Annotated in this window: 10 protein-coding genes, 1 pseudogene and 1 riboswitch; of the genes and pseudogenes, 5 read left to right on the forward strand and 6 right to left on the reverse strand. The window is 60.5% G+C overall.

Going from position 1 to position 11,474, the window contains the following annotated elements:
• Positions 1–5 precede the first annotated feature (5 nt).
• Positions 6–1,997, reverse strand: coding sequence for a conjugal transfer protein TraG (locus tag O7A05_RS07460; RefSeq protein ID WP_337092324.1), 1,992 nt, complete (start codon positions 1,995–1,997; stop codon positions 6–8).
• A gap of 131 nt (positions 1,998–2,128) precedes the next feature.
• Here O7A05_RS07460 and O7A05_RS07465 point away from each other — a divergent pair.
• Both O7A05_RS07465 and O7A05_RS07470 read left to right on the forward strand, forming a co-directional pair.
• Positions 2,129–2,374, forward strand: a pseudogene (locus O7A05_RS07465) (IS3 family transposase); the annotation flags it as partial.
• 597 nt (positions 2,375–2,971) lie between these two features.
• On the forward strand, positions 2,972–3,178 hold the full coding sequence (locus O7A05_RS07470) for a MucR family transcriptional regulator (protein WP_415926969.1): 207 nt from the start codon (positions 2,972–2,974) through the stop codon (positions 3,176–3,178).
• A 308-nt stretch (positions 3,179–3,486) separates the two neighbouring features.
• On the opposite strand, the gene O7A05_RS07475 is transcribed toward O7A05_RS07470, so the two are convergent.
• The 5 genes from O7A05_RS07475 to O7A05_RS07495 form a co-directional block, all read right to left on the reverse strand.
• Entirely contained in the window at positions 3,487–3,699 is a 213-nt protein-coding gene (locus tag O7A05_RS07475; RefSeq protein ID WP_337092325.1) for a cold-shock protein, read from the reverse strand.
• 570 nt (positions 3,700–4,269) lie between these two features.
• Positions 4,270–4,446, reverse strand: coding sequence for a hypothetical protein (locus tag O7A05_RS07480; RefSeq protein ID WP_337092326.1), 177 nt, complete (start codon positions 4,444–4,446; stop codon positions 4,270–4,272).
• On the reverse strand, positions 4,443–4,784 hold the full coding sequence (locus tag O7A05_RS07485; RefSeq protein ID WP_337092327.1) for a DUF3307 domain-containing protein: 342 nt from the start codon (positions 4,782–4,784) through the stop codon (positions 4,443–4,445). Before O7A05_RS07485 ends, O7A05_RS07480 begins: the two co-directional genes overlap by 4 nt.
• A 146-nt stretch (positions 4,785–4,930) precedes the next feature.
• A complete protein-coding gene (locus O7A05_RS07490) occupies positions 4,931–5,161 on the reverse strand; it encodes a hypothetical protein (RefSeq protein ID WP_337092328.1) in 231 nt (76 codons plus the stop codon).
• A 557-nt stretch (positions 5,162–5,718) separates the two neighbouring features.
• Positions 5,719–7,551: a potassium transporter Kup gene (locus O7A05_RS07495; RefSeq protein ID WP_415926970.1), complete on the reverse strand. Its 1,833-nt coding sequence runs from the start codon at positions 7,549–7,551 to the stop codon at positions 5,719–5,721.
• 669 nt (positions 7,552–8,220) lie between these two features.
• A riboswitch (TPP riboswitch) is annotated at positions 8,221–8,337 on the forward strand.
• Positions 8,338–8,443: 106 nt separating this feature from the next.
• Here O7A05_RS07495 and thiC point away from each other — a divergent pair.
• From thiC to thiS, 3 genes are read left to right on the forward strand one after another with little or no spacing between them, the layout of a single operon-like run.
• Complete coding sequence (gene thiC / locus O7A05_RS07500) at positions 8,444–10,309, forward strand: phosphomethylpyrimidine synthase ThiC (RefSeq protein ID WP_337092330.1); 1,866 nt, start codon at positions 8,444–8,446, stop codon at positions 10,307–10,309.
• On the forward strand, positions 10,306–11,307 hold the full coding sequence (thiO, locus tag O7A05_RS07505) for a glycine oxidase ThiO (RefSeq protein WP_337092331.1): 1,002 nt from the start codon (positions 10,306–10,308) through the stop codon (positions 11,305–11,307). The genes thiC and thiO overlap by 4 nt, the downstream gene beginning before the upstream one ends.
• Positions 11,276–11,473: a sulfur carrier protein ThiS gene (gene thiS, locus O7A05_RS07510; RefSeq protein WP_337092332.1), complete on the forward strand. Its 198-nt coding sequence runs from the start codon at positions 11,276–11,278 to the stop codon at positions 11,471–11,473. The genes thiO and thiS overlap by 32 nt, the downstream gene beginning before the upstream one ends.
• The last annotated feature ends 1 nt before the right edge of the window (position 11,474 follow it).

The following is an 11,474-nucleotide window of genomic DNA, read 5'->3' on the forward strand; positions in this document are numbered from 1 at the left end:
GGAGGTCAAAGTTCGATTCCGTCCTTGGGATCGAGTGCGGCCTGTCGCGCGGTGCGCCGCATCGTCTGGTCGACCGACCGTCGTCGGGCAACCTCATCATCGGATTCGTCGCGATCAAGGTCGAATTCATCAATGCGCACCAGCGTGGGCTCCGGCGCGATATCCTCATGGTCGGGCAATTCGGGCTGGCGGCGGATACCGCCATTGTCAGGATCACTGTCCTGTTGGTGAGGCGATGCAAGCCTTGCCTGCGCCTCCGGCACCTTGGTAACCGCCAGTTCAGTCCAGTCATCGGGGCGCGACAGGGCGTTCCTGGTTGCGGCCTTGGGCGGAGGCAGAACGCGCTTGGCAAGCCGCGGATCTGCGAAATAGCGCGCCTTTTTCGCCCGGATCGGGGACAGCCCAGAGACCATCACAATGGCATCGGTCGGTGGCAGCTGCATGATCTCGCCGGGCGTCAGCAGCGCGCGCGCCGTCTCCTGTCGCGAAACCATGAGATGCCCGAGCCAAGGCGACAGACGATGCCCGGCATAGTTCTTCATCGCCCGCATTTCGGTTGCCGTTCCCAGCGAGTCGGAGACGCGCTTGGCGGTTCGCTCGTCGTTGGTCGCGAAACTCACACGAACATGACAGTTGTCGAGAATGGAATTGTTTGGCCCGTAGGCTTTTTCGATCTGATTGAGGGACTGCGCAATAAGGAACGACTTGATGCCATAGCCGGCCATGAACGCGAGAGCCGACTCGAAGAAATCAAGTCGGCCGAGTGCCGGAAATTCATCGAGCATCAGAAGCAAGCGATGCCGGCGATCCTTCGCATGGAGATCCTCCGTCAGCCTGCGGCCGATCTGATTCAGGATAAGCCGGACCAGCGGCTTGGTGCGGCTGATATCCGATGGCGGCACCACCAGATAGAGTGTCGTGGGTTGCGCGTTCTCCACCAGATCGGCAATGCGCCAATCGCAACGGGACGTGACCTGGGCCACAACCGGATCGCGGTAAAGGCCGAGGAAGCTCATCGCGGTCGACAGCACGCCAGAGCGTTCATTCTCCGATTTGTTGAGCAGTTCACGTGCTGCCGATGCCACAACGGGGTGCGGACCGCCATCGCCAAGGTGCTTGGTTAGCATCATCGTTCGCAACGTCGCCTCAATCGACCGCTGCGGATCGGAGAGGAACTTGGCAACACCGGCCAGCGTCTTGTCGTTCTCGGCGTAGAGGACATGCAAAATCGCGCCGACCAGCAGCGCGTGGCTCGTCTTTTCCCAATGATTTCGGCGTTCCAGAGACCCCTCTGGGTCGACCAGCACGTCAGCGACGTTCTGGACGTCTCGGACTTCCCAAGCGCCACGCCTGACTTCCACCAGCGGGTTGTAAGCGGTTGAGGCAGCATTGGTTGGGTCGAACAGCAGCACACGGCCGAAACGTGCTCGCCAGCCTGCGGTGAGTTCCCAATTTTCACCCTTGATGTCGTGAACGATTGCACTTCCCGGCCAAGTGAGCAGGGATGGCACGACCAGTCCGACGCCCTTGCCGCTTCGGGTCGGCGCGAAGCACAGGACATGCTCCGGGCCATCGTGGCGAAGGTAGTCCAAATCAAACTTGCCCAGAACCACGCCATCGGCTCCGAGCAGTCCTCCGACTTCGATCTCCTTGCGCACAGCCCAGCGCGCCGAGCCGTACGTAGCCACGTATTTGGCCTCCCGAGCTCGCCATAGTGACATGCTGATAGCCATAGCAATCGCGATGAAACTGCCGCTCGCCGCGATCACCGCGCCCTCGGCAAAGACCGTCGGCGCATAGGCATCGTAAAAAAACCACCACCAGAAAAATGCCGGTGGCGGATAGATCGGTTGGCCGACGAGTTCGAACCAGGGCGAACCAAGTTGCTCTTGGTAACCTAGCTGCCAGGCGGTCCATTGGGTTGCTCCCCAGGTGGTCGTAAGCACGATGGTTAAAACAGCGACGATCTGACCCCACAATATTCTGGTTGCCGGCATCACTACTCCCGATTCAAAATCCCGGAAGCGAATAAGCAGAGTACGAACGCAGGCAGTGCAATAGCGAAGGCTTCATCGAGGCGGCTCATTGTGAGCAGACCTAAAAAGACTTGCGATCTGCGCTGGGCATGGGATCGCAATCCGCCAGCGAGCAGTTCCAGCGGCTGATGACCGATCATGGCATCACCTGCTCAATGAGCCGGTCGCGCAACCTCTGGGACAATGCTGCGACGGAAAGCTTCTTCTCGTCGCTGAAAGCCGATCGGACAGCCCGCAAGGTCTACATGAAATGCCAGGGCCATGTTCGATTGCGTCGAGCGCTTCTACAGCCCTCGGCGAAGGCAGCGACCCCCGGCTATCTGAGCTCGGTCAAGTAGAGTGACAAGCTACGCGGAATCCCCCGTCTCCGAAAAACCCCACCAGGCCGGACAAAACGCTGCGAGCGGTTTAAGAATGGGCCTACCGCGCAGGCCTTATCTTCTGCTACGCGCTTCATCCTGCGGATAGCAAACAGCGAAGCCTCCACCGGCGCGAGCGGTTCGCGATGGCGGGTTGATTGCTGGCCCGGTCCGCCATTTCTGGCAGACAAACCGTGCAACTCGCTCGTGTATGTCGTGCCGCCCATCGCCTGATCGGAGCATTTCCATTGTCCTCTTTCAGCCGGCCGTTCCTCCCGACCGCCGGTTGGATGATGATGATTCCCTGCGAGAATAATCATTGTTGTCGAGCACGACGGTCTGAGCCGTCTTGTGGGTCCTTAACCTTTGCCATCTCTTGCAAATGAGGATTTGCGTTCCTAGTTCGACCTGACCCTGACAGGCTGGCACTCAGCTCAATTCAAGCTTTCTCTGAACTTTTCGGCCGTACTAGCCAAGCGTCATTCTACCGCGCGATGGCCGCAAAAAATATGACAGGGCAACCGCAAATGAGGTGGGTTGGACCGAAGACATTTTAGCGAACTCGCAAGAAAGGAAATGACAAACCTTCCGGTTTGCAAGGCGCCGGTCGGCCAACTTCCGGCCCTGATCGGCCAAGTGCATGCAGATCTGAAGAGCACCGCCGATGGCGTGGCGCACGAGAAGCCGCAAGCTCTTGAGCCTGCCGTTCCGATCAAGAAATCGGTCAGGCCGGACTACACCGTCTGCCTAGATGGGGTCTGCCGACGGACTATTGGATGGTGACGCCAAACTATGCCGCCGCAGCTCGGCATTGGGCAAGATCATGGATCTCGGATGCAAACCCACGCAAAAGGAAGATCAACGGCGTGCGAAACGGACACGCAAGGACCCGACGGCTGATCAATCGGTCGGCCGGGCCGTTCTGGCGCATAGCAGCCGCCCAGACGTATGCCGGTACCGAGGCGGCCCCCCGCCTCGCTTCACATGCTGTCCTGCCAGAAGTCAGAAAAGCCAACAGCGGCTCTTGAGCCTTCGATGAACGACAGCAGCAGATGCGCGTTTTCCCGTGTCGTTCCGGCTTGCGCCGGCGGTCAACCTGCTTTGCTAAGATTGCCGGCCGAGGACTTGCCGCTGCGGCGGTCCTGCTCGATCTCGTAATTGATCTTCTGGCCCTCGGCGAGGGTCGAAAGACCCGCTCTCTCGACGGCGGAAATGTGGACAAACACGTCTTGGCCGCCGGCATCGGGCGTGATGAAGCCGAAGCCTTTGGAGCTGTTGAACCACTTCACGGTTCCAGTCGCCATACTCTATTCCTTCCTAACGATTGATCGCGGCTTGGCTTAGAAGCCAACCCGTTCCATAAACGCAGCAAAGTCGAGAAATCGCAAGACATGGATCGAGCGGGCCGAAAATCGCGACCATCATGTGTGGTTCCGAGCCCCTATGCATGAACAAAATGTGAGAGTTCTGCGCCGTCGACATTGGCTCTCAAGCTTTACTTTATCGGTAAAAAACATCTGAGTGCCATAAGTATTGCTGAGCGAGAGTTTGTGATCACACTGCTTGGTTGTTCCGTTCCGTAACAGCCCTGGTAGACGGGTGTTTTCTCGTTACTGAATCGGTTGAAACGCGATTTGGCTTGTACGGCATGGTCAAGTTGCTTATCCCAAAGCCTTCTCCTTCGAACCGCGCCGCATGGCCGAAAAAGGCGCTGGCCATCGCCATCCAGAAAGTTGTCCAGGGCGCCTGGACAACGCCACGCGGTTGAGCGGCAGCTTTTGGTCCTCGAATATCCGGTCGATTCGCTCATTGAGCCGTCGGGTTCGCGCCATGGACGGGCCGCAGGCGTCCCGCGTCCGCGGCCGGCCACGGCATCACCGATCTGCTCGCTCTTCGGTTGTGGTCTTGGCGCCCGTCGCGATTTGATTGAGCCGTTCAGCCTTGGCCCCGGTGAGGCGTCCATGCATCCACGCACCGGCGGCGCCTATCATGCCGGCGCCCACCGCGAGGATGGTGGGGTTGGACAATAGGAATGCGAGTAGAACGGTCATGAGAACGTTCCCCAGAGCATCAAAATAACCACCCAGCAGAGTTTGCAGGAGATGTGCAGAGATTGGTCCATATTGTAAGAAATCCGCCCCATGCACTTCGCATCGTCGATGAGGCCGTGAACGACGAATTCAGCGATACCGAGCGCGAGACTGCCGGTTATCAGCCCGACGACCGCGCCGTGGATTGCCGCATGAGGGAGAAGGCCATGATACCAGGGCACGCCCGGAATCGGATTGGCGCGGTTTTTGGCCCTGGCAAGGAAATCGCCCTGAAGCGGATAGTCAGCCAGCGCGTGACCGGCCAGAAGAAGCGCGATCGTGGTCAGTAGCGCGGTCATCTCACTGCACCTTGCCTATCTTGAGGTTGCTGCCGAGAGTGGGATCAGTCCCGCGGCGCGCATTCGGTCAGTGCGCCCGCTAATCAGGTTGCTTTGGCGGTTGGTTCCAGCGCGATGCAGCGCATTCACCCAGCGAGGAAAGTCACTCACCTGGTAAGCGGCCCACTGCCCACCGGGGAAAGCGTACCCTTCTGTTCAAAGCGTGGAACACGAGCCCGGCAGTGCATGCCGCCGCCTTGCATTTCCACCGGCTTGCGCCAGGTGTCGCCTTTACAAAATTCATGATCACGTTCTTTCGCAACAAAACCTGTAGGGCTTTTTTCGTAACCGGTCGTGCGCGGGTTTGAGCGCGCGAGACCACAGGCGCGTGCGCTCATCTAAATTTTGATGAGACCGAGCGCCCGAAGGACATGGATGTGTGCCAAGACTAGATTTCCAAAACCTGACGGGTCGCGAGAAAGCTCGCTATTCGGTTCGCGCTTCGGCCTCTGGCCCGTGATGTTCGAAGGAGATGGGGGACGACGACTGGGAGCCCCGCCACTGTTCAGCGCGATCAAGCGCAGCCTACCCGCGATGCACCTCGGCGAATTCCTTTGCGGAAGCCTCATCCCGCCGGGCAATCCAGAGCGAAAATCGCCAGCCTGCTCGGGAACTCTCGGCAGACAGGTATCTTGATGAGAAGCAGCCCATCATCGCCGCTATGGCAATCAGGCTCGAAGAGCTATGCGGTAACGGGGCTCAACCTGCGGAAGCTTTACGACCTGGAGCCGCCGAGCGCGCTTGGTCCGACTCTGGAGGTCGCGGTTATGTCGGTCTTACATCGATGCGGCCTCGGGCGGGCACGCCTTGAATCGGCGCTCGGGGCGAGACGAACTCGGCTTATGAGTTGCCCCGTGCCCTGGCCAGGACGTGTACCGGACCGACGTGGGGAGAGCTAGACAACCACCTGCGTGCCGATTTCAACGACGCGGCCGGTCGGGATCTGGAAATATTCCGTCGCATCGGCCGCCGAGCGCGCCAGGCCGATGAACAGCCGGTCCTGCCACACCGGCATGCCGGAATTGGGCGAGGCCTTGAGCGAGCGCCGCGACAGGAAGAAGGACGTCGTCATGATGTCGAACTTCCAGCCCTGCTTGCGGCAGATCGCCAGCGCGCGCGGGATGTTGGGCTGTTCCATGTAGCCGAAGGTCAACGTCACCCGCATGAACAGCTCGTTGACCGTCTCCATCTTGACGCGCTCGCTGTCGGGCACCACCGGCTGCGGCGCGGTCACCACGGAAAGGATGACGTTCTGCTCGTGCAGCACCTTGTAGTGCTTGAGGCTGTGCATCAAGGCGGTCGGCGCGCTGAGCGGATCGCTGGTCAGGAACACCGCGGTGCCGGATACCAGCTGCGGCTTCTTCTTCAACAGGTTGCCGGCGAGGACATCGAGCGGGATCTCGTTGCGGCGCGTCTTGTCGAAGAGATAGCGGCTGCCGCGCACCCAGGTCCACATGCCCAGCACGATGGTGAAGGCCACGACCAGCGACGCCCAGCCGCCTTCGAACACCTTGACGATGTTGGAGGCGAAGAAGACGATGTCGATCAAGGCGAACAGCACCGTCAGCGGGACCGCCACCGACAGCTTCCACTTCCAGATCCGGGTCATGACGACATAGAGCAGCACCGTGGTCACCAGCATGTTGCCGGTGACCGAGATACCATAGGCGGAGGCGAGCTTGCTCGATTCGCCGAAGCCGACCACCAGAATCACCACCGCCAACGCCAGCAGCAGGTTGACACGCGGCATGTAGATCTGGCCGGGTTGTTTCTCCGATGTGTGCAGTATTTGCAGCCGTGGCAGCATGTTGAGCTGCACCGCCTGGCGTGTCAGCGAAAAAGCCCCTGAAATGACCGCCTGGCTGGCGATGACGGTCGCTGCGGTGGCCAGCACCACCATCGGGATCAGCGTCCAGCCACCGTTCATCTCGAAGAACGGATGGCCGACCACGCCACCATTCGCCAGGATGAAGGCGCCCTGCCCGGCATAATTCAACAACAGACAGGGGAACACGATCGAGAGCCAGGCAAGCACCATGGGCTTGCGGCCGAAATGGCCGAGGTCGGCATAGAGCGCTTCGCCGCCGGTGACGGCAAGGAAGACTGCGCCAATGGTGATGGAGGCGACGTCTGGCGAATGGATCAGGAAAGCGACGATATAGTACGGGCTGATCGCCCACAGGATTTCCGGATCGGCGATGATGTGGTTGAGGCCGGACAGGCCGATAGCCAGGAACCACACCGCGGTGACCGGCCCGAACACCAGCCCGACACCGCCGGTGCCGAAGCGTTGTATTGCAAACAGTATGGCGAGAACGACCAGTGTCAACGGCACGACATAAGGCTGGAAGGCGGGCGTAACGACATTCATGCCCTCCACCGCCGAAAGCACGGAAATCGCCGGCGTGATGACCGCGTCGCCGAAAAACAGCGACGCGCCGACGATGCCAATGCCGAGCATCAGTGCCGAGCGCTTCGGAAAACTGCCCCGCGCCAGCGCCATCAGCGACAGCACGCCGCCCTCGCCGCGATTGTCGGCGCGCAGCACGAACATGATGTATTTTACTGTCACCGTGATCGTGAGCGACCAGATGATCAGTGACAGGACGCCGAGAATATCTGTGCGATCAGCGACGTTGCCGCCCGACGAGGCATGCAGCGCTTCGCGGAGCGCATAGATCGGGCTGGTGCCGATATCGCCATAGACCACACCGAGTGCGCCAAGCATCAACAACTCAGTACTTTGAGACGAGCCGGGATGTCCCGCCAGTTCCTCAACGTCACAACTGTTGGCAGAATCCACGACAGCCATTCGTATGCTTCCCACGGGTGCTGTGCTCTACGGCCAACGCAATTCTGCATTTCCGAGGCGCGCGTCCTTGCGACGGGCAGCCTCGGCCGATTGGGCGGTGCGACAAGGAGAGGGAGGAGCCCGCTGCACTGCCGCTATCGGCCGAGGCGTCTGGAAATTGCTAATCGACTGCCATGTTGAAGTCGGCTGGCATGTCACCAGCCCATTATCCCATCAACCAGCAAATTAGCAATTTGTAAGATTTAAACTATGAATAAAACAACATTACGTCATTTAAACTGAAGTCGATTGATCTGCTATACCGAAGGAATATTTGCATTAACTAACGAGTTCCTAGAGGTTATCGAGATACAACTATCAACGTGCAATTTATGAAAGTCAATATCTTCATGGTTTCAGATGTAGCATTTCGGTCGGTTTGTCATGGACCATGAGCATCCAGAATTTAATCGGCCCCCCGCTACGACAGAATCGAGCGCGGACCGAGCCGGTCCGCGTCCTGTTTATGCAAGCCTTCCTTCTGACTCGACCTACCGCCCCGGACCGAATGCGCTTGACAAAAGGCCACCGGCTCGGTCCAATTGACCCATTCACCAGGGGAGTCCCGGCAAGGGGCTGAGATACTGCTGGCTTTCGCGGCGCAGTGACCCGTTGAACCTGATCCAGTTCATACTGGCGTAGGGACGGTGCAAGCGCTTTGCGGGAGTTTATGCCCGAAGACCTGTTTCGAGCAGGTCGACAGAAGCGTCTTTTCATCCTTCCGGCACAGAACTGGGTCTCCAATGCAGATGAGCAAAGGAGCCTCAAGATGAATGCCCTTACCCCCGCCGTTTCGACGGGACCCCTGCCCGCCTCACGGAAAATCCACACGCCCGGCATCCTCCATCCGCAGATCAGGGTGCCGATGCGCGAAATCGCCGTCCATCCGACAGCCGGCGAGCCGCCGGTCACCGTCTATGATCCGTCCGGCCCCTATACCGACCCGACTGTCGAAACCAGCATTGAAAACGGCCTTGCACGGCTTCGCCACGAATGGGTCACGGCGCGCGGCGATGTCGAAGCCTATGACGGCCGCCATGTGCAGCCGGAGGACAATGGGTTCGCCACCGGCGAGCGCCTGACGCCGGAATTTCCCATTCGCAACCGGCCGCTCAGGGCCAAGGCAGGCAAGGCGGTGACCCAGCTTGCCTATGCGCGCGCCGGCATCATCACGCCCGAAATGGAGTTCGTCGCCATCCGCGAGAATCTTGGCCGCGAGAATCTTGGCCGCGAGAACCTTGGCCGCGAGATGCTGCGCGGCAAGCTTGAGCGCGACGGCGAAGCCTTCGGTGCCGCGATTCCGGACTTCGTCACGGCGGAATTCGTGCGCGAGGAAGTGGCACGCGGACGTGCAATCATCCCTGCCAACATCAATCATCCCGAGAGCGAGCCGATGATCATCGGCCGCAATTTCCTGGTCAAGATCAACGCCAATATCGGCAATTCGGCGGTCACTTCATCGATGGCCGAAGAGGTCGAAAAGATGGTCTGGGCGATCCGCTGGGGCGCCGACACGGTGATGGACCTGTCTACGGGCCGCAACATCCACAACATCCGCGAATGGATCGTGCGCAATGCGCCGGTGCCGATCGGCACGGTGCCTCTCTATCAGGCGCTCGAAAAGGTCAACGGCATTGCCGAGGATCTGACCTGGGAGGTCTATCGCGACACGCTGATCGAACAGGCCGAACAGGGCGTCGACTATTTCACCATCCACGCAGGCGTGCGGCTGCACTACATCCCGCTGACGGTCGACCGGGTCACGGGTATCGTCTCGCGTGGCGGGTCGATCATGGCCAAATGGTGCCTGCACCATCACCGGGAGAGCTTCCTTTACGAGCATTTCGCCGAAATCTGCGACATCTGCCGCGCCTATGATGTGTCCTTTTCGCTCGGCGACGGCCTTCGTCCCGGCTCGATCGCCGATGCCAATGACGCGGCGCAATTCGCGGAGCTGGAAACGCTCGGCGAACTGACGAAGATCGCCTGGGCCAAGGACTGCCAGGTGATGATCGAGGGCCCCGGCCACGTGCCGATGCACAAGATCAAGCAGAATATGGATAAGCAACTCGCCGTCTGCGGCGAGGCGCCATTCTATACGCTTGGACCGCTGACGACCGACATCGCGCCGGGCTACGACCACATCACCTCAGGCATCGGCGCCGCGATGATCGGTTGGTTCGGCACCGCCATGCTCTGCTACGTCACGCCGAAGGAGCATCTCGGCCTTCCCGATCGCAACGATGTCAAGATTGGCGTGATCACCTACAAGATAGCCGCGCATGCGGCCGACTTGGCGAAGGGGCATCCGGCGGCGAAAATCAGGGATGATGCCCTTTCCCGCGCGCGCTTCGAGTTCCGCTGGGAAGACCAGTTCAACCTGTCGCTCGATCCCGAAACCGCGCGTTCCTTCCACGACCAGACCTTGCCCAAGGAGGCACACAAGGTGGCGCATTTCTGCTCGATGTGCGGGCCGAAATTCTGCTCGATGCGCATCTCCCATGACATCCGAGCCGAGGCGCAGAAGGAAGGCATGGCGGCGATGGCGGCGAAATATCGCGAAGGCGGCGATCTCTACGTGCCAACCGACGAGAGCGGCGCGCCGCTGATGCCACAGGTGCATGCGCCATCATGAGGGTGCTTATCAAAGGGGCCGGCGTCGCCGGCCTCACCGCCGCCTTCGAGCTTGCCAGCCGAGGTGCGGCGGTGACAGTTGTGGAGATAGGGCCATCCCTTGGCGGCAACGCGTCGTGGTTCGCCGGCGGCATGCTGGCGCCATGGTGCGAGCGTGAAAGCGCCGAACAGCCGGTGCTGGATCTTGGACGCGATGCCGCCGACTGGTGGGAGGCGGCAACGCCCGGACAGGTGACGCGAGCTGGAACGCTGGTCGTTGCGGCACCGCGCGACGCAGGCGAACTCGAGCGGTTCGCCAGTCGCGCGGGCGGTCATCGGCGTGTCGATGAAGACGAAATCGCGCTGCTGGAGCCCGACCTCGCCGGTCGGTTCCGCCGCGGACTGCTTTTCCCCGACGAGGCGCATTTGGATCCGCGCCAGGCGATGGCCGCACTTCACGACAGGCTGGCGGCGATTGGCGTCGAATTCCGCTTTGGCGTCGATGCCCGGCAGGTTTCCGGTTTCGATCGCCGGATCGACTGCACGGGCATGGCGGCGCTTGACGATCAGTTGCGTGGCGTTCGGGGCGAAATGCTGATCCTGCACACGCCCGACGTCTCGCTGTCACGCCCGGTCCGGCTGCTTCATCCGCGCTTTCCGCTCTACGTGGTGCCGCGCACCGGCCATCGTTTCATGGTTGGCGCGACGATGATCGAGAGCCAGTCCACTGGACCGGTCACGGCGCGTTCGATGATAGAGCTTCTGAGCGCCGCCTGCGCGCTCCATCCAGCATTCGGCGAAGCTGGCATCATTGAGACAGGCGCCAGTGTTCGCCCAGCCTTTCCAGACAACCTGCCGCGTGTCGAGGCCCATGGAGGCACCGTCGTGGTCAACGGGCTTTATCGCCATGGTTTTCTGCTTGCGCCGGCCATGGCGCGCCTGGCGGCCGAAATTGTCTTCAGTCACGACAAACCCGAGGAGCTTGCCCATGAAACTCATCGTCAACGGCAAAGCGCATGAGGTTACCGTCGCCACGCTGGCCGAATTGCTTGCCACGCTCGACTATGAAGGCGACTGGCTGGCGACGGCCGTCAACAGCGACCTCGTGCACAAGCCCAACCGGGCGGAGTTCCAGTTGAGCGATGGCGACCGGATCGAGATCCTCTCGCCCATGCAAGGAGGCTAGC

Origin of the sequence: Mesorhizobium argentiipisi (SeqCode), assembly GCF_037179585.1 — a bacterium.
GTDB classification, from domain to species: Bacteria; Pseudomonadota; Alphaproteobacteria; order Rhizobiales; family Rhizobiaceae; genus Mesorhizobium; species Mesorhizobium argentiipisi.